The 16,688-nt window shown below is 62.8% G+C and carries 18 protein-coding genes and 1 pseudogene; 6 read left to right on the top strand and 13 right to left on the bottom strand.

What is annotated here, in order from left to right:
* Positions 1 to 194: 194 nt before the first annotated feature.
* Positions 195 to 356 carry a hypothetical protein gene (locus tag NKJ46_RS04045; RefSeq protein WP_167522729.1) on the top strand — a complete coding sequence of 54 codons (162 nt, stop codon included), beginning with the start codon at positions 195 to 197 and terminating at the stop codon, positions 354 to 356.
* Positions 357 to 541: 185 nt separating this feature from the next.
* The gene (locus NKJ46_RS04040) at positions 542 to 817 is read left to right on the top strand and encodes a hypothetical protein (RefSeq protein WP_352662191.1); all 276 of its coding nucleotides are present in this window, start codon (positions 542 to 544) and stop codon (positions 815 to 817) included.
* Positions 818 to 2,556: 1,739 nt separating this feature from the next.
* Here the strand turns inward: NKJ46_RS04040 and NKJ46_RS04035 are convergent.
* From NKJ46_RS04035 to NKJ46_RS04005, 7 genes are all read right to left on the bottom strand, one after another.
* Entirely contained in the window at positions 2,557 to 3,261 is a 705-nt protein-coding gene (locus NKJ46_RS04035; protein ID WP_352662398.1) for a GntR family transcriptional regulator, read from the bottom strand.
* A gap of 102 nt (positions 3,262 to 3,363) precedes the next feature.
* On the bottom strand, positions 3,364 to 4,104 hold the full coding sequence (locus NKJ46_RS04030; protein WP_023722329.1) for an aspartate/glutamate racemase family protein: 741 nt from the start codon (positions 4,102 to 4,104) through the stop codon (positions 3,364 to 3,366).
* An 8-nt stretch (positions 4,105 to 4,112) separates the two neighbouring features.
* Positions 4,113 to 4,835, bottom strand: coding sequence for an ABC transporter ATP-binding protein (locus NKJ46_RS04025; protein WP_254022275.1), 723 nt, complete (start codon positions 4,833 to 4,835; stop codon positions 4,113 to 4,115).
* 2 nt (positions 4,836 to 4,837) lie between these two features.
* Positions 4,838 to 5,617, bottom strand: a complete 780-nt coding sequence (locus NKJ46_RS04020; RefSeq protein WP_352488882.1) for an ABC transporter ATP-binding protein — start codon at positions 5,615 to 5,617, stop codon at positions 4,838 to 4,840.
* 4 nt (positions 5,618 to 5,621) lie between these two features.
* Positions 5,622 to 6,596, bottom strand: a complete 975-nt coding sequence (locus tag NKJ46_RS04015; protein WP_292659991.1) for a branched-chain amino acid ABC transporter permease — start codon at positions 6,594 to 6,596, stop codon at positions 5,622 to 5,624.
* A 5-nt stretch (positions 6,597 to 6,601) separates the two neighbouring features.
* Positions 6,602 to 7,468 carry a branched-chain amino acid ABC transporter permease gene (locus tag NKJ46_RS04010; RefSeq protein ID WP_352466754.1) on the bottom strand — a complete coding sequence of 289 codons (867 nt, stop codon included), beginning with the start codon at positions 7,466 to 7,468 and terminating at the stop codon, positions 6,602 to 6,604.
* A gap of 76 nt (positions 7,469 to 7,544) precedes the next feature.
* Positions 7,545 to 8,747, bottom strand: a complete 1,203-nt coding sequence (locus tag NKJ46_RS04005; RefSeq protein WP_352466755.1) for an ABC transporter substrate-binding protein — start codon at positions 8,745 to 8,747, stop codon at positions 7,545 to 7,547.
* 746 nt (positions 8,748 to 9,493) lie between these two features.
* Here NKJ46_RS04005 and NKJ46_RS04000 point away from each other — a divergent pair.
* The 4 genes from NKJ46_RS04000 to NKJ46_RS03985 all read left to right on the top strand — a co-directional run bounded on the left by NKJ46_RS04000 (position 9,494) and on the right by NKJ46_RS03985 (position 11,480).
* Positions 9,494 to 10,168 (top strand): protein-L-isoaspartate(D-aspartate) O-methyltransferase, encoded by a 675-nt coding sequence (locus NKJ46_RS04000; protein WP_352662185.1) that lies wholly within the window; start codon positions 9,494 to 9,496, stop codon positions 10,166 to 10,168.
* 313 nt (positions 10,169 to 10,481) lie between these two features.
* Positions 10,482 to 10,610 (top strand): hypothetical protein, encoded by a 129-nt coding sequence (locus tag NKJ46_RS03995; RefSeq protein WP_352662182.1) that lies wholly within the window; start codon positions 10,482 to 10,484, stop codon positions 10,608 to 10,610.
* Positions 10,611 to 10,779: 169 nt separating this feature from the next.
* A complete protein-coding gene (locus tag NKJ46_RS03990) occupies positions 10,780 to 11,217 on the top strand; it encodes a hypothetical protein (RefSeq protein WP_352662179.1) in 438 nt (145 codons plus the stop codon).
* A gap of 41 nt (positions 11,218 to 11,258) precedes the next feature.
* Positions 11,259 to 11,480, top strand: coding sequence for a hypothetical protein (locus NKJ46_RS03985; protein ID WP_352662176.1), 222 nt, complete (start codon positions 11,259 to 11,261; stop codon positions 11,478 to 11,480).
* 431 nt (positions 11,481 to 11,911) lie between these two features.
* Here NKJ46_RS03985 and NKJ46_RS03980 read toward each other — a convergent pair.
* The 6 genes and pseudogenes from NKJ46_RS03980 to NKJ46_RS03955 form a co-directional block, all read right to left on the bottom strand.
* Positions 11,912 to 12,214 (bottom strand): annotated as a pseudogene (locus NKJ46_RS03980) (ATP-binding cassette domain-containing protein); the annotation flags it as partial.
* Positions 12,215 to 12,221: 7 nt separating this feature from the next.
* Entirely contained in the window at positions 12,222 to 13,241 is a 1,020-nt protein-coding gene (locus NKJ46_RS03975) for an ROK family protein (RefSeq protein WP_352662173.1), read from the bottom strand.
* Entirely contained in the window at positions 13,241 to 13,963 is a 723-nt protein-coding gene (locus NKJ46_RS03970) for a ribulose-phosphate 3-epimerase (RefSeq protein ID WP_352662170.1), read from the bottom strand. The genes NKJ46_RS03975 and NKJ46_RS03970 overlap by 1 nt, the downstream gene beginning before the upstream one ends.
* Positions 13,963 to 14,793, bottom strand: a complete 831-nt coding sequence (locus tag NKJ46_RS03965; protein WP_352662167.1) for an alpha/beta fold hydrolase — start codon at positions 14,791 to 14,793, stop codon at positions 13,963 to 13,965. Before NKJ46_RS03965 ends, NKJ46_RS03970 begins: the two co-directional genes overlap by 1 nt.
* The gene (locus NKJ46_RS03960; protein WP_352662164.1) at positions 14,793 to 15,611 is read right to left on the bottom strand and encodes a sugar phosphate isomerase/epimerase family protein; all 819 of its coding nucleotides are present in this window, start codon (positions 15,609 to 15,611) and stop codon (positions 14,793 to 14,795) included. Before NKJ46_RS03960 ends, NKJ46_RS03965 begins: the two co-directional genes overlap by 1 nt.
* Positions 15,611 to 16,687 (bottom strand): Gfo/Idh/MocA family protein, encoded by a 1,077-nt coding sequence (locus tag NKJ46_RS03955; protein WP_352662161.1) that lies wholly within the window; start codon positions 16,685 to 16,687, stop codon positions 15,611 to 15,613. The genes NKJ46_RS03960 and NKJ46_RS03955 overlap by 1 nt, the downstream gene beginning before the upstream one ends.
* Position 16,688: the final 1 nt, after the last annotated feature.

Raw genomic sequence — 16,688 nt, 5'->3', positions numbered from 1 at the left:
ACCTTACTCCCTATCCAAGGAAATTTGATGGCCGCAGGCCCCGTTTTCCGGGATGCAAACTGGGAGCGGATTTCGCCAATGTTTTCCCCGGTGTGGGAATTCCCACAGCCGGGCCTGGTTCGACTGTCATATCCTTGTTGCAACGTCAGGCCCGCCGGCTCGTGTGCAAGCCGGCGAAGGGAAAGGGAACAGTCATGAAATTCTTGGCTCCCGTCACAAAACTTGCTGCGGGGTTTCGCAAATTCGTCGCGCCGCGCTACCGCCCGGAGCTTTATTACATGCGTGGCCCGGGGCCAGCCACCGCCCGCCGTATGGGCACGCCGCGGCAAAACCAATCCATCGACCACTACGCCTAATTTGCCTCGCGGACGGCTGACGCTCTCGCCGGGAGTGCCGTTCGCGCCGTTCCGTGCCGGTCAATTCAGATCAATGAAGGGACGATCTGATCATGGTTATAATTCATGCTGCCGCCATTGGTCCATTTCGCAGGTGGTTACGTCTCCGCGCCGAGCGAAAAGCTCTCTTATCGGCAACGGACCAGTTGAGCCGTTTACCCGATGACGTTCTTGGCGACATCGGCATCTCACGTGACGAAATCATGTGCGCTTTGCCAAGCCGTGCCATCCGTCATGCGGAGGCAGGCGCGGCCGGCACGACGATCGAGCGCACCAGGATCGCTTCGGCCTCGATCCCGAAACGGTTGGCCGCCGGCGGTGGCTACGCCTCGGCCGAGATCCCCTTTGGCTGGTTCACGAGCGCGCGATCGAGCCTTACATCGCGGCTTCGACAAGCAGCGGCGCGCGGACGGGAGCTTTGAACGGCACTACACCTGCGACCCCAAGGACTGAATGTTGACCGACGGGAGCTGGGGAGGATCTTAAAATGATCATGTCAGTTGTTAAGTGCCTCGCGCCTATGACGCTCGGCACCGTGCTGATCGCAATCAGTCCGGCTTCATTGTCGGCTTCTGACGCTCAGGACCTCACGTTCGCTCACGCTGACATGCCAATCAAACAGCTGAAAGACGTCTATTTGGATTGCGAGCGGGGAGGCCGCCGGTGCGCTGGGGCGGGAAGACGTGATGTACTGTTCGATGCGCGAGTTCCGACTAGGCGCGCGATAGCAGTTTGCGCATAATCAACGATGCATGGCCTTCTGCACCGTGCGACGCGGCCCTGCGATCGACCACTTCGAACCATGTTTGGACCGCGCACTTCGCCGATCAGCGCAGTAACCAAGCCGCGGAGTTCCGCGAGCGACAGCCTTCAAATGAATCAGTCGGTGGTAGCGTCACGCATAGAGTGAATCACGAACGCGCTCGCCTGCAAACCCCTTCGCCCGGAAATCTGCCCCGGTTACGCGGTTCGCCAGCAGACTGACAAGGAGCGGCTTCAGCCGATCGCCGATGCTATTTGTTATCTTTGTGCCGAATGGCAGCTTTGCGCCCCGATTTCGGCCGTTCGACTATATCGTTCGAACTGCCGAAAGGTGTCGGGGCTCCGGCCCTCTCAAACCCTCCGCCGCCGTTATCGCGCATGTGCCGCATGCCACCTGCCGTGCTTTCAGCGAGCCGACCTTAACTCCAGTCTGGAACCTGGCAGTCGCCCAACTGGTTCAACCTTCCGCCACGGCCGGGCAGGGGAGGGCGTGCAAAACGGTAGGCGCGACCTAAGAAACGGTCGCCGTTCGAGTCGGTAGAGCGCTACCGCCTTTCCCCCACCCACCCTCGCCGCGTTTTGCACTTCGTTACCGCGCGTAGCACGCGATAGGTTCAGGGAACGCCATTTGATTTGAGAAGTAGCGCAGAGACCACTCATGTGGCCACGCGTCCAGAAGCACATGCGAGAGCTGTTCACAGCGCGAGGCGGACGGTTGCGCGCATGGTACCCGTAAGCAGACTAGTCGCACCGAAGCGGGCACCAAATGAGAGGACACAGGTACAGATGTCGGTGGTCGTTGTGCTCTTGTGAATGGTCTCTAGAAGCTGGAAAGTTTCATCGAGGCGCTGACGCCAGTCGCGAGTCCAGCCTTTGGCCTTCTGACTGCCGGCTGCTTGGGGGAGATGGTTGTCTGAGGCCGTTAACTTGGCGCATTCTGATTGCGTCGGGTTGACCTGCCTTTGTATATTTCCCGTCCTCAGATAGAGATGACATTTGGCGGATAGCCCTTGATGACTCGGATTCACCCAAGGCCGTCAATTCACCCATCGATGAATTTGCTAATTCTGAGTGCTGGATCACAGGCTCGGCCGGCCCGCGGCGAGGCGATCTTCCTTCACTGCACCGAGCAGGCCATGCGGCCCTGGGTTCGCGATGACTGGAATCGCCTCATGCAGGCGCTTGGCATCGAGGCCTCGCCGCAGCCGACAGGTTGCTGCGGCATGTCGGGGGTCGCGACGCCGGCGAGGGCAGCGCCGCGGACTCAACGAGCGCTACTGTTATGACGGCAGGAACGAAGAAGCAGTCCTCATGGACCGATGCATGCCATGCATTGCTTCGATCACGCCCAGCACGTGCGGAGATGGGCGAACTCCGGCGAAGAGTTTGACAGCGGAGATCAGCGCAAGATGTCCGACAGGCTCTCGGGCTTCTTCTCGCCGAGCGACAGATCAAGGCCCGACAGAAGGTCGACGAGATGACCTTGCATCAGGTCGGACGCGTTTTTTGCGTCGTGCTTTTCGATGGAATCAACGAGGGCGTGATGGGCGTGGCTTTCGCAGGTGGTTTCGCGGCGGCGCCAGTAGAGCGCGATGATCAGCGACGACCGCGACAACAGGTCCTTGACGAAGCCGGTCAGGATCGAATGGCCGGCGATTTCAGCGATGCCGACATGGAATTTTGCCGACAGCATTATGGCGTCGCTGTCGCGGCCGGCATGCAGGGCCTCGTGCTCTTTTTCGAGATGAAGCCGCAGTTGCGCGATCTCGGCCGGCTTTGCCACTTCGGCGGCAAGCGCCGCGACCTTGGGCTCGATCAGCGCCCGCGCTTCGAACACCTCGCGCGCTTCCTGCTTGGTCGGCTGAGCGACGAACGCGCCGCGGTTCGGCTCGAGCCGAGCCAAGCGGTCATGCGACAGCGCCTGCAGCGCCGCGCGTATCACCGCGCGGCTCACCGAATAGATCGAGGCGAGCTCGTCCTCGGGCAGCTTTGTGCCCGGTGCGAGGCGGTGGCTGACGATGGCGTCGCGCAGGCCGGCATAGACCGGAAACCAGCGCATCGTCGGCTTGTCGCCATCCCGTGTCTTTGGTCCAAGCAGGTCCATCGTCTCATTGTCCCGGCGGCCGGATCGCATAGCGGCGCGAACACCGCGTTTCCGGCCGGACATCGAACATCCTGTGTGGGAGTGTCAACAATTTTGCACGCATCAGGATACACGGCCGGAGGGCGAAAAGGGCGCAAAGATTCCGGCGAAGGATTTTTCGAGTGGAACCTGGTAGCCGCCGCGCTTCGAGGTCGACAGGCCAAGGCTGACGAGGCTCTCGCAGAGTTGTACGGCGCAGGCGACGCCGTCGAGCACAGGAAGGCCATGTTCGCGGCTGAGCGCGGCGGCGAGGTCGGCCATGCCGGCGCATCCCAGCACAATCGCTTCGGCCCGGTCGTCGCGGATGGCGCGCTCGATCTCCTCCGAAATTCGATGGCGGGCGTTGGAGCCGGGCACTTCGAGCTCCAGAACGGGAACGTCGCTTGCCCGCACCCTGGCGCAGCGGCTGGCGAGGCCGTAGCGCACCAGATTGTGCTCGATCGCCGGCACCGAACGCGACAGCGTCGTCACCACGCTGAACTTGCCGGCAATTAGGCTCGCCATGTGAAACGCCGCTTCGCCGATGCCGACCACCGGCATCTCGCCGACGCAGCGTACTGCGTCGAGGCCGGTGTCGTCGAAGCAGGCGATAACGCAGGCGCTCGCCGCCGGATGTCTCTGGATCTCGCCGATCATTCCCGGGATGGCGAAGACCTCGTCGAAATAGCCTTCGACGCTGGGCGGCCCGTCCTTCGGATTGACGGCGATGATCCTGGTGCCGGCCGAAGCCGCGCCGCGCGCCGCCTCGCCGATCTTTTCGGTCATGGACGCGGTGGTGTTGGGATTGACGACGAGTATGTCCATTTGCGCTTTCATATTTCCCCGCCGAGATAGAGTTTCTTGACCCGGTCGTCGCCAAGCAGCTCGGCCGAATGTCCGGCCAGCGCGATCTTTCCGGTCGTCAGTGCGTAGGCGCGCTGTGAGATGCGCAGCGCCATGCGCGAATTCTGCTCGACCAAGAGAACGCTGACCTTTTCGTCGCGATTGATCGCCACGATGGAGCGGGCGATGTCCTGGACGAGCTTCGGCGCGACGCCGAGCGAGGGTTCATCGAGCAGCAGAAGCTTCGGTTTGGCCATCAGCGCCCGCCCGATCACCAGCATCTGCTGTTCGCCGCCGCTCATCGTGCCCGCCGTCTGGGAATAGCGTTCCTTCAGGCGCGGAAAGCGCCCGAGCACCATGTCCAGCGTCCTGGCGATTTCGGACTTGTCGGTGCGGGTGAAGGCACCCATCATCAGATTGTCGCGCACCGTCATGTAGGAAAAGACGCGCCGACCCTCCGGCACCATGGCGATGCCCATCCTGACCAGCTCGTCCGGGCGCGTTCCGTCGATGCGGTGGCCCCGGAAATGAATCTCGCCGCTGCGGACTTTCTTCAGGCCGGTGATGGCGCGCAGGATCGAGGATTTGCCCGCGCCGTTCGCGCCGATCAGCGCGACGGTCTCGCCCTCGTTGACGTTGAGCGACACGCCCTTCAGTGCATAGACATGGTCGTAGTAGAGTTCGACGTCGGAGACTTTCAGTAATTCGCTCATGGCTAAAATCCGATCGCCTCATCTTCGGCGCCGAGATAGGCCTCGATGACCTTTTCGTTCTCCTGGATTTCCTTCGGCGTTCCCTCGGCGATTTTCACACCGAAGTTCAGGACGACGATGCGGTCGGAAATGTTCATGACGGCGGGCATATCGTGCTCGACCAGCAGGACAGTCACGCCGCGCTTCCGCACGTCGCGCACCATCTCCACCGCGCGCACGGTTTCGTCATGGTTCATGCCGGCGAAGGGCTCGTCGAGCAGAAGCACGGTCGGGTTGGTAGCGAGCCCGATGGCAATCCCGAGCGCGCGCAGATGGCCGTGCGGCAGCGTGCTGGCGATCTCATGCCGTTGCGCGCCGAGATCGAGGAAGTCGATGATCTCGTCGGCCGAGCGGCCGAATTCATCCTCGTCGCGCCGTGCGGTGTTCGTGCCGAGATAGAAGCCGGCAAGGCTGGCGTTGGAACGCAGGTGATGCGCGATGATGACATTGTCGCGCACCGTCATGCCCTTGAAGATCGTCGTCTCCTGGAACGTGCGCACCACGCCCTTCCGGGCGACGATATGCGGCGCCAGCCCTGAAATCCGCTCTCCCCGGAATAGCACTTCGCCCGAGGTCGGATTGAGGAAAGAGGAAATCAACTTGAACAGCGTCGACTTGCCGGCGCCGTTGGGGCCGATGACGGAGAGGATTTCGCGTTCGCGGACCGCGAAGGAAACATTGTTGACCGCGACCAGCCCGCCGAAGCGTTTGGTCACGGCCTTGATCTGAAGAAGCTCAGTCATGGTCCTAGCCCTGCTTCTTGCCGAACAGCCTGAGGCTGAGCAGGCCGTTGGGAAGGAACAGCATCAGCGCGATCAGCACCGAAGAGAAGATCAGCAACTGGAACTCGCCGGTCTCGAACAGGAAATCCCAGCCGAAATAGAGCACGAAGGTGCCGATCATCGGCCCGAAGACGTGGCCGAGCCCGCCGAGGAAGCAGTTCAGCATGAAGTTCACCGAGTCGGTGACGGTGAAGCTCGACGGATAGATCGACTGCGAGATGGCGACGAACATCGCACCGCCGAGACCGCCGAGGAATGAGGAGAAGGCGTAGGCGATAACGCGCAGATAGGCGATGTTGACGCCGATCGAGGAGGCCAGTTCCTCGTTCTGCTGCAACGACTGGCAGAGTTTGCCAATGCGCGAATGGACTAGGCGGTAGAGCGCCGCAAAGCACAGCACCATCAGCACAACCGACACCAGATAGAAGGCGGGACGCGGATTGGCGAGCGTCGCGAAATCTGGAAGGATGGTCAGCCCGAAGATCGAGATGCCGCCGGGGAGCGGAATGCTGACCATGCCCTTGGCGCCGTTGGTGATCGGCAGCGCCAGCGCGAGCAGCCGCGCCACTTCGGTTAAAACCAGCGTGACCATGGCGAAATAGACGCCGCGAAGCCGGAGGATGGGCAGTCCGATCAGCACGCTTGCAGCGGCGCAGAATAGCCCAGCCAGCGGCAGTGTCAGCCAGAACGACACACCATACTGGACGACAAGAATGGCCGAAACATAGCCGCCCATAAGCGCGAAGGCCCCCTGGCCGATATTGATGCGGCCGATGTAGAAAGTCACCCACACCCCGGCGCTGGCGATGCTGAGCAGCGCGACCGAGGTCAGCGTGTAGTAGAGGTCGAGCCGACCGGTCGCCTCGATCAGCCAGGGCACGCCGACGAGTACGACCAGCAGGAAGACAGCGACGGCGAGGATGTTGCGTGTACGCTTCATGTCCATCATCCCCACGGCTTGCCCATGAGCCCGTTCGGGCGGATGCTCAGGAACACCATCAGCGCGGCGAAGATGACGAGATAAGTGACGTCGCCATATTGGCGTAGGACCGTCAGGCCGACCGATTCCATCATCCCGAGGATGAAGCCGCCGGCGATCGCTCCGCTGACCACGCCGGCCCCGCCGATCATCACCATCAAGAACGCCTTGATCGAGATCGGCCCACCGATGCCCGAATTGACGCCGGTGATGGCGACCAGCAGCCCCCCGACTATGCCGGCAAGCATGGCGCCGAGCGCAAAGCCGATCATCGAATAGCGGTCGACCTCGACGCCCATCAGCTGCGCCGCGACCCGGTCCTGCGCCAGCGCCCGCATGGCGCGTCCCGGCTTGCTGTACTGCATGAAAAGCACGAAGGAGGCGATGAACAGTATGGCGAGTGCGCCGACCAGCAGCCGGTCGTAAGGCATTATGAGGCTGTCGGAGACGAAGACGCCTTTGACGATCTTCGGCACGCCGCGCTGCTTTTCGCCGAACAGGAGGAGGATCACGGCGTCGAGGAAGAATGCGACCGCCGCCGCGAGAAGCATCGTACTTTCCTCCCGCACGCTTCGCTTAATCACCGTCCTGAACAGGAATTTCTCGACAAGCGCTCCAATGACCAGCAGCGTGATCCCGGACGCGACGAGCGCGACGACGAATGGCATGCCGAGCTGGCCATAGACGGTGTAGGTGACGAAGCCGCCGAGAACGTACATCTGCCCATGGGCAAAGTTAAGCACGTTCATCAGCGCGAAGATCAGGGTCAGACCGAGCGCGATCAAGGCGTATTGCGCGCCAAGATAAAGCCCGTTGGCGATGACTTGTTCCATCAGGATGGTTCCGGCCGTTCAGAGGCTGAAGACGAATGCTCGAGCCTCTGCGGCAATCCGCTTCGGTGCAGTTGCGTCAATCGACTTGAGCGACGAAGAGCGTCTCGAACTTGCCGTCGCGGTATTCCGTGACCACCATCGGGACCGAAAGCTGGCGCTTCTGGCCAAACGACGTCATTCCGACATAGGTCAGCTTGGCATCGCCCTTCAGATAGGGATTGGGCGCCGAGAAAGTGTCGATCGTCTTCTTGAACTCCTCGACATTGTCGATCGCGGCCGGGTTCGCCTTCAGCGTCTCGATGATGTATTCGAGCGCGTAGACCTTGGTGTTGGACTCGTCATTGTATTCGCCGAACATTTTCGTATAGCGTTCGACGAACTCCTTCATCGTGTCGGACGCGATTTCGGGCGTCGATGCGCCGCCGACCGAGATGAAGCCGTTGGCCAACTCGCCCGCGCCCTCTTCCAGCACCTTGGCATCCTGCGCCGTTTCGGTGGAGATCAGGCCTTCGTAGCCGAGCTCGCGCGCGGCGCGGATCAGCAGCGGCGCATTGCCCGGCGCGACGCCCGAAAGCACCAGCAGGTCCGGTTTTTGCAAAACGATCGGCGTCAGTACCGGCGTGAAATCGCGGGTATCGTTTTGGTAGACATCCGTGGCAGCCACAACCTCGAGCCCGAGCGCCTTTGCCGCGGCAACACCGCCATCCCGCTGGCTCAGCGGATCGGATTCGTTGGCGGCGACAAAGGCAACTTTTTTCACGCCCCTGTTTTCCATGAGATATTTGTAGATCGCCGGAGCCGACTGGTAGTTGGCGATCATGCCGAGCACGGCGTTGGACGCCGGCGGGGTGTAGAGTTCCTTCGGGAATGCGTAGGGAAAATAGATGATGCCCTTGGATTCTGCCACGGGACGCACCGCCGCCGCGCCGTCGTCGACATTCGGACCGACGACATAGTGGATGCCCTCCTGGGCCATCTTCTCCATGCCGGCGATCGCCCGCTTCGGGTCCTTCTGATCGTCGAAGGTGACGATTTTGATGTCATAGGTCTCGTCACCAATCTTCACACCGCCGGTTTCGTTGATCCAGGCGGCGCGCGTCTGCATCGAGCGGACGTTGGATGTGCCCCACGCAGCGGCCGCGCCACTCGTCACGCCGACAAAGCCGATCTTGAGTTCCTTGTTGGCGGCGTGCACCGCGATTGTGCCGCCGGCCATGATTGCCAGCGCGGAGACGGCGCCGCGCGCCGCGGATGTGATTATTGAACGTCTGTTGATCATTGTTCTTTCCCCTTTGGAGGCCGCGCATTGTTGCGACAGAACTCGATCGATACGCGGACTTTTGTGAGTGAAGGCTCAAATCAATCACCTGTCAACAAAACTTTCTCAGATTGTTGACAATCTTGTGAGCGGCCGTAGACGAAGAACGTAGGACCGATCGCGGTTCGGTGCTTTGCTCGAGAGGTTCGTGGTGTCGGAATTCCTGAAGCTCGCATGGTGGGGGGCCAATAGTGCGAAACCCGCTTTCCAAGCCGTTTGCCGATCCAGAAGGACAGCCAGTCCCCCAGTGCCGCGCCAATGGCGGCGGCAAGCCATCACGAAATTCCGGTTCTTCTCAGCAGCGCCACGCGGGCTAACGCTGATTATCGTATGGCCGGCCTGCAGCGCGAATAGCGCTGCTGGCTCGCCCAGGTTCGGTCATCGAAATCGCCAGATCACGCACGATCAGCACGGGATGGAGCCGGTGAGCGACAGCGCAGGGTTCGGCGTCGTTTTGGCCTTCGGCCTATTGGTGCTCAACTGGCTGGCGATCCGCTATATCGATGTTGTCGCCTGGCTGGCGAGCTTCTGATGCGCACGCCGTTCCACCCTGTGCGAGGAACGGGAGAGCACCAAGGACGGCGACGAAATAGCAGGGCGGTACACCCCCCAACCGAAGCCGCGTTCTCGACGACATGGTTACTGTGACAAGACGAACAGGGTATAAGGCTATAGGCAGCAGACTGGTTGAGGAGCGCCCCACCGTCATGAAGCCGATGAACGAAGAGCACCTCGCGGTTCTACGCAGGCACATGGTCGAGATGATTGCAATTCACACCGATCTTGCAAGCGAAGAACTTGGCAAGGTGGCGCTCGATGAGCGGGTATTGGCGGCGATGAGGCGGATACCGCGGCACCTCTTCGTGCCAGCATCAGTTGCGCCTTATGCCTACCAAGACATGCCGCTGCCGATCGGCTTTGATAAAACCGTCTCGCAGCCCTTCATCGTTGCTCTCATGACCGATCTCCTTGCGCCGCAACCGCACGAGGTAGTGCTCGAGATCGGCACCGGCCTAGGCTACCAAACCGCAATCCTCGCGGACCTTGCCGGGCAAGTTTGGAGCGTCGAAATCATCGAGGAATTCGCAAGCCAGGCCGAGGCTCTCCTGCGGGGTCTCGGCTTCTCCAATGTCGGCATTCGTGTCGGAGACGGGTCTCGCGGCTGGCCTGAGCACGCCCCATTCGACAAGATCCTGGTCACCGCGGCCGCTGAGCGGACACCGCCGGCTTTGCTTGAGCAGCTCAAACCGGGGGGACGCCTGGTCCTGCCCGTGGGACCTGGAGAAGCGCAGTTGCTGACGGTCATCGACAAGGATGCGGCAGCGCAACTGAAGACTCGCAAACTCATCCCGGTTCGGTTCAGCCGTCTCGAAACGGTCTAATGAGGGGTGCGGCTGCGCGGAGCCGTGCTGGAAGATCAGGATAACGCGCGCCGCATCGATCACACAGGCGCTGGATGGCATCGCCGATCTTTTGACATCCATGCCGCAACGCTACTCGTCGAGCACGCCTGCAGCGCCGGTCGCAGCCGCTGGCGGTCATGTCGGCGCGGTCGTATTGCGCGCTTCTCAAAGACCCCTTATCCAACCTACTGTGTGCCTGCCAGACGGCAAATGGGTCGCTCATCTGGGAAATGACGGCCAAAGGCTCAAGGAATTCGCCCAGTGGCCAACATGTAGCGGGCAGGAGGTAACGATGGATCTCAAGGACAGGCGCCTCTGGTACGGCGTGGTATCCGTGATCGTGTCAGCACAGACTCTGCCCGTCGATCACCTCGATCGGCACGGACTCCAGACCGACATCGTCGAACAGCCGCGCATTTGACCGCGTTCGCCAAATTAATGGCCGGATCTTTGCGAAGCCTCCGCATTTTCGTGCGGGGAAGCCCTCCCAGCATCATCGTGATTGGACTTCACGATCGGTCGGAGTCACGCTGGCCGCAGGTATAAGAAGGATATGGGTGGGCCAACTATCGTCCGAATAGGAGGCTAAAATGAAGCACCAGACGCTTGAGCAACTGCAGATCGTCGCCGAGATCGATCAGGACTACCTGCGCCAGGCCATGTCGCGCAGCGAACGTCTTGAACGCTGGGCGGAGCTCCTTGAACGGAACCCTGACCGGCGACTCTCGACGCTACACCAGACCGAGTATCAGCCGGTTAGATCACGCGGGGCCATGCGCGGCGACGGCTCGCCGATCTCAGTCGCTTTCGAGGATCCTGTCCTCCGCGCCGCCGGGTTGGAAAACGACAACTACGGCGAAGCGAAGCGGTTCTTCGAAGTGACCGACAGGCAATTGCATGAGATCATTTGCTATTGTCATTTCGGCGCGACGGTGAGCGCCTTAACGGCCGCCCGTCACATCCGTGCGGCGATTGCCGGGAGACAGCCCGGCATGTTCGCTCGGATGCGTGAGGCGTTCGTCGGATAAAGCCGGAGCCGTTTCGCAGCATCATTTTTGAAGCGGCTCGCATGGAAAGCCGCCGCCGTAGTGCAGGCAAGCGTTCCCCACGCAGGGAGGCTGCGTTGCATGAGGGGTGCGGCTTTCCGCAGGAGCACGCCGACCTGCATCTTTTCCATCCGAACCGGAAAGATCCCAATGCTGCCAGTACATCCGTGGTCAGCGCGGTGGTTCAAAGGCTCGAACAGAGCGACATGCGCGCCGGATATGCACTGTCGTCCGCAGCACCATGACAATGATGTCTGCATGCTTGGCTCACCCATTCGGCGTCGGCTATTTGCGCGGAACCTCCCACACATGGTGAATGGCGGGCGCGCTCCAGCAGCACGATCTTATCCGCTGATCCAAGGTTTCCGGGAAGCTGCGCGCATCGCTGATCAATGGTGCGGTTTCCATTCCGACGCGCTCTCGGCAGGGAGCGGACGAGGCGAGCGCCCTCCATTCGCCGGTTTTCGCGCACGGGCGACATCCGGAATGACGTTGCAATGCGTAGCGACCGTGACGCGAATGTTGCGGCAGAGGCAGTGTTCGCGGCGATTCATTCGCCCAACAGTTGGTCGCCGACGAACGTTGCCGTAGTTGACTTAACTGCGGTCGAGCCTCAGCCCGATAGCTTGTGTGTCCGGCTGCGAGACCCGCCGCAGATAGCCTGTTTGTCCAGTGCCGGCACCCCAGCGATCTTCGGTGCGAAGCCCATATTTTCGGCCACGCTCATATGCGGATAGGGCGCATAGGACTGGAACACCATGGCCAACCCGCGCGCGGACGGGTCCATGTCGTTGGCGCGCACGCCGTCGATCATGAGGTCGCCCGCGCTGATCCTTTCCAGCCCGGCGATCATGCGCGGCAGCGTGGACTTGCCCAAACCGGACGGGCCGACGAAGACGATGAATTCGCGGTCCTCGACGTCGAGGTCGATGCCCTTGATGATCTCGGCGGCTCCATAGAATTTGCGCGCACCGCGCAGCTTGAGCTCAGCCTTGGCTTACCTCCCTGGCCCCGGTTTTCGGCTCGTCGTCCTGCACCATCGCCAGCGCCGTGCCAGGTTCGCCCTCCCACAAGATCAGGCTCGCCGCGCCGACCAGGCCCGCCCGATCGCCGAGCTCGGCCGGCACGATTGGCACGTCGCGATAGGCTTGCATTGCGCGCTCCTCGACGGTCGCCCGGATCGTCGGCGCCAGGAGATCGAAGCCGTTGGAAAGGCCGCCGCCCATCACGATCAGGTCGGGCGAATAGAGATGCAGGAGGTTGGTGAAGCCGATGCCGAGCCACTTGGCTTCGGCCTCGACCAGTTGGCGAGCCGCCGCATCACCCGTCCGCGCGGCATCCACGACATGCCGCGCCGAGACATCGCCATTGTTCGAAAGGCGCCTGAGCAGCGAGCCGTCGCTCGGCGCGGTCAGTTGTGTCGCCCGCCGTCCAAGCGCGGTGCCGGAGGCGACCGCCTCGAAGCAGCCGACGGCACCGCAGAAGCAGCGGTCCCCTTCGCCGGTGATGGTCATGTGGCCGATCTCGGCCGCCAGCCCGCGCCTGCCGTGATAGATGTGACCGTCTGCGACGACGCCGCCGCCAATGCCGGTCGACACGGTGACGAACACCAGCGATCCGGTGCCGCGGCCGGCTCCGAAGCGCCATTCGCCGAGGGCTGCCGCATTGGCGTCGTTCTCCAGTCGCACCGGCAGGCCGAACTGCCGGCTGAGGATGTCGATCAGCGGCACATTGTGCCAGCCGGCCAGCGTCGGCGGCCCGATGACGATCCCGGCTTTGGGATCGAGCGGTCCCGGCGCACACATGCCGATGCCGACCATCTTTGCCCGCGGATGCTCCGCCAGCAGGGTGCCTGCCAGCACGATGATCTGGCCGATCACAGCCTCCGATCCCGAGCCTGCCATCGTCGGTGCCGAAACCCGGGCGATGACATCACCGCTGCGTTCAACGAGCGCGCCGCGCAGCTCCGTGCCGCCGAGATCGAAGGCAAGCGCAAGCGTGCTCATCAGGCGGCGACCTTCAGTCCGTGCAGCCAGGCCATGCGCTGCGCGAGGTCGGGATCGCCGAAGGCAAGCGAGCCCAGCACAACCGTCTCGGCGCCGGCGGCGCGCAGCAGCGGCACTGTCTCGTGGCGGATGCCGCCATCCGCGGCAAGCACGATGTCGGCCTCACGGCCGGCCTTCCGCATCAGCGCGCGTGCCTCGATCAGGCGCGGACAGGCCTGGTCGGACAGGCGCTGCCCTTTGACGCCGATGGAGGTGCCGAGCAGCGTCACGAACGCCACTTGCGACAGGAAGGGGGTAACCGCCGCGACCGGCGTTTCCAGCCTGAGCACGACGCCGGCTTCGGCGCCAAGCTCATGCGCCAGCCGCACGGCGCGAAGCCCCGCTTCACCATTCTCGGCATGCACGCTGATCAGGTCAGCGCCGGCCCCGATGAACTGCCGCGTCTGCTCCTCGACGATCTCTGCCTCGACCATCAGATGCACATGGATAGGCCTTGTCGTCAGCCTGGCGATCCGCGCCACCAGATCAGGAAAGAACAGGAAGCCGGGGGTGAAACGGGCGTCGGCGACATCGATGTGATGCAAGTCGACGTAAGCGTCGATGCGCTTCAGGTCGCGCTCCATATTGGCAAGGTCCGCCGACCACAGGGAAAATTCGCCGAGCAGCCGGTTGCGCGGCAAGGCGGCTATTGCCGAGGGGCCGGACAGGGATTTGGTGGTCATTAGGGAACAAGGCTCCGGAAATTGGCGTGGGCGTGAAGGAAGGCGGTGATCTCGGCCTGCAGCTCGGCGAAATGCCTGGCGCTGTCGAGCGCCTTGGCAGGGATTTCGGCAAAGGTCGCGCCGGGAATGGTGGCCGCCAGCGTATAGGCGGAAGACAGCGGATGCACGGCATCCATGGCGTTGCCGATGACCAAAGTCGGAATATCGAGAGACTCGGCATCCCTTGCCGAGACGCCCGGTCCGTCGGCGGCGATGTCAGCGAGCACTTGCGCGAACGTCATGGCGTCCGGCCGGTCGAAATAGCCCAGCAGCGAAGCGAGATTGTCGGGCGCCTCGCGATAGAGGCGTAGGGCGGTCTCGGACTGCGCGAAAAGCGCCCGCGCTTTGTCCGGGCCGTGATCCAGCATGAGGCCGGCGACTTCCGCGATCGGCCGCATGTTCGCCGGTGCCTTGCCAAACGTCCAGGCCGGGCGCACCAGCACGAGGCCGGCGACGCGATCGCGATGGCGGCAGGCGAGGCGCAGCGCGATTCCCGCGCCCATCGACACGCCGCCGGCAACGAAGCGCTCGAGGCCGGCCTGGTCGGCGGCGGCGAGCACATCGTCGGCGAACATCTGGAAGGAGAATGGCCGATACTTGCCGAGTGCCGAGCCGCCATGCCCGCGGCATTCGAGCGTGACGCGCCGCAAGCCGGTGCCGGCCGGGAAGGACTGGGCGACCTGAGCCTCGCCGCCGCCAAGACCATGCTGGAAGACGACCGCCAGCCCGTCGCCCGCGTCGGAAACCCGTAGCGTGCCACTATCGCGGAGCAAGGTCGTCGGGCGCTTCATCACAGGAGCCCTTTCAGAAAGCCGGCGACGCCGGGCGCCTCTTCGGCCGAAAGCCCATGCGTCACCAACGGACCGTCGAAGCCTGTCGCCTTGAGCCGTGCGATGAAATCGGCGAAGTCGACGACGCCTTGCCCGGCGGTGGCGAAGCAGCCGTGGGCAAAACGGTCCTTGGCGTGCGCCATGGCGACATGGCCGGCCGTGGTTTCGATGGCGGCGGCGACGATGGCGCGGGCCTGCGCGGCATCCGCCTGCTCGAACAGGTTCGCCGGATCGAGCACGATGCGCAGCCGCTTCGAACCCATTTCGGCGATCAACTGCATCGCGTCCTGCGCCGACGTCACGATGTTGGCCTGTTCCGGCTCGATGCCGAGATCGACGCCGTGGCGATCGGCGAGTTGCAATGCCTTTTCCATTTCGCGCGCCATGTCGGCCCAGGCCGAGGGATCGGCATTGTCGGGATGATGCGCCCACTGGTCATCGCGGTTGCGCGTTCCCGTGCACAGCGTGACGAGCGGCGTGGAAAGCTTGGCGGCGGCCTCGATCACCACCTTCAGCCGGCGCAAGCCATCGTCGCGCACGGCGTTGTCCGGATGCGCCATGTTGTAGGTGCCTGACAGTGCCACCAGCGCGACACCGGAGGCATCAGACGCGGCTGCAATGGCACGGATGACATCGTCCGGGACCGCATCCGGCGTCGACGGCAGCCCGGCGCAGGCGAGGTTGAACTGGGTGACGGCAAATCCCGCGTCGCGCACCGCGGCGAGCACGCCGCCTGGCTCGCTGCCAGGAAAAGTCTTGGCGAACACCCCGATCTGCATCAGACCGCTCCCGTCACGCTGGCGATCTCGACGCGTTCGCCGCTTTCGACCGAGCGGGCGATCGCCACCATGGCGCGGATCGAGGCAAGGCCGTCATCGACGTTGGCGCCGCGCATCGGCTCGCCGTCGAGCACCGTCTCGGCGAGGCCCTCGAGCTGGCGCCGGAAGAAATGGCCGTCGGCGCCAAGCGGCTTGCGCGACGTCGCATCCTTCTCGTGAAAGATGTCGACCTCGCTGGCGCGGAAATACCAGGGATTGAAGGTCTTCGCGATCACCGAGCCGTTTTCGCCGTAGAGCTGGAAACCCTCGTGCCAGTCCATGCGCACGGCAACCGTGAGGTCGAGATGGCCGAGCGCGCCATTGGCGAACTCGGTCTCGACGAACCAGCAATAGGCGCCGAATTTTTCGTTGAGGCGGGCACGCACAGCGGTGATCTCGCCGCACAGGAAGCGCGCCGTGTCGACGAGATGCGAGCCATGCGCCAGCATGAAATATTGCCTGAGATCGGCCTTCGGATTTCCGGCCGGCTTCCTCGCCAGCTTGCTGGTGACGGGCAGAGGTTGGATCGCGTCGGTGTTGGTGTAGCGATGGGTGGAATCGCAATACCAGGCCTTCAGTGCCAGGATGTCGCCCATCTCGTCGCGGACGAAATCGCGCGCCGCTTCCAGCGCCGGGTCGAAGCGCTTCATGTGCCCGACCTGCAGCACCTTGCCGGAACGGCTGACCGCATCGGCAAGCTTCTGGCCTTCCTCGACCGAGACGCCGATGGGCTTTTCGCAGAGAACGTGCTTGCCAGCCTCGAGCGCCTTGATCGACATCGGCACGTGATAGGCATCGGAGGTGGCGACGATCACCGCCTCGAGTTCAGGGTCGGCCAGCATTTCATCAAAGTCGCCATACATCTTCTGCGGCTCATAAGTGGCGCCCATGCGTGCCAGCAAATCGGGCGCGGCATCGCAGATCGCATAGAGATCGGCATTGCTGGCCTTCACGCAGGATTCCAGATGCGCGAATTGCGCGATCGGCCCGCAGCCAAGCACACCGACACGAAGACGACGGTCTTTCTTGCGGATCATT

The organism is Mesorhizobium sp. M0166, assembly GCF_040322255.1.
In the GTDB taxonomy this organism is placed as follows: domain Bacteria; phylum Pseudomonadota; class Alphaproteobacteria; order Rhizobiales; family Rhizobiaceae; genus Mesorhizobium.
The sequence above is the reverse complement of the archived record's forward strand: the minus strand, read 5'-3'. Positions and strand labels throughout refer to the sequence as shown.

Coding starts and splice junctions, on each gene's coding strand:
- NKJ46_RS03995 (WP_352662182.1), top strand. CDS start 10,482: ATGGATCTCAAGGACAGGCGCCTCTGGTACGGCGTGGTATCCGTGATC.
- NKJ46_RS04000 (WP_352662185.1), top strand. CDS start 9,494: ATGAAGCCGATGAACGAAGAGCACCTCGCGGTTCTACGCAGGCACATG.
- NKJ46_RS04015 (WP_292659991.1), bottom strand. CDS start 6,596: ATGAAGCGTACACGCAACATCCTCGCCGTCGCTGTCTTCCTGCTGGTC.
- NKJ46_RS04005 (WP_352466755.1), bottom strand. CDS start 8,747: ATGATCAACAGACGTTCAATAATCACATCCGCGGCGCGCGGCGCCGTC.
- NKJ46_RS03955 (WP_352662161.1), bottom strand. CDS start 16,687: ATGATCCGCAAGAAAGACCGTCGTCTTCGTGTCGGTGTGCTTGGCTGC.
- NKJ46_RS04045 (WP_167522729.1), top strand. CDS start 195: ATGAAATTCTTGGCTCCCGTCACAAAACTTGCTGCGGGGTTTCGCAAA.
- NKJ46_RS03960 (WP_352662164.1), bottom strand. CDS start 15,611: ATGCAGATCGGGGTGTTCGCCAAGACTTTTCCTGGCAGCGAGCCAGGC.
- NKJ46_RS03970 (WP_352662170.1), bottom strand. CDS start 13,963: ATGACCACCAAATCCCTGTCCGGCCCCTCGGCAATAGCCGCCTTGCCG.
- NKJ46_RS03965 (WP_352662167.1), bottom strand. CDS start 14,793: ATGAAGCGCCCGACGACCTTGCTCCGCGATAGTGGCACGCTACGGGTT.
- NKJ46_RS04025 (WP_254022275.1), bottom strand. CDS start 4,835: ATGAGCGAATTACTGAAAGTCTCCGACGTCGAACTCTACTACGACCAT.
- NKJ46_RS04010 (WP_352466754.1), bottom strand. CDS start 7,468: ATGGAACAAGTCATCGCCAACGGGCTTTATCTTGGCGCGCAATACGCC.
- NKJ46_RS04020 (WP_352488882.1), bottom strand. CDS start 5,617: ATGACTGAGCTTCTTCAGATCAAGGCCGTGACCAAACGCTTCGGCGGG.
- NKJ46_RS04030 (WP_023722329.1), bottom strand. CDS start 4,104: ATGGACATACTCGTCGTCAATCCCAACACCACCGCGTCCATGACCGAA.
- NKJ46_RS03990 (WP_352662179.1), top strand. CDS start 10,780: ATGAAGCACCAGACGCTTGAGCAACTGCAGATCGTCGCCGAGATCGAT.
- NKJ46_RS04035 (WP_352662398.1), bottom strand. CDS start 3,261: ATGGACCTGCTTGGACCAAAGACACGGGATGGCGACAAGCCGACGATG.
- NKJ46_RS03985 (WP_352662176.1), top strand. CDS start 11,259: ATGGAAAGCCGCCGCCGTAGTGCAGGCAAGCGTTCCCCACGCAGGGAG.
- NKJ46_RS03975 (WP_352662173.1), bottom strand. CDS start 13,241: ATGAGCACGCTTGCGCTTGCCTTCGATCTCGGCGGCACGGAGCTGCGC.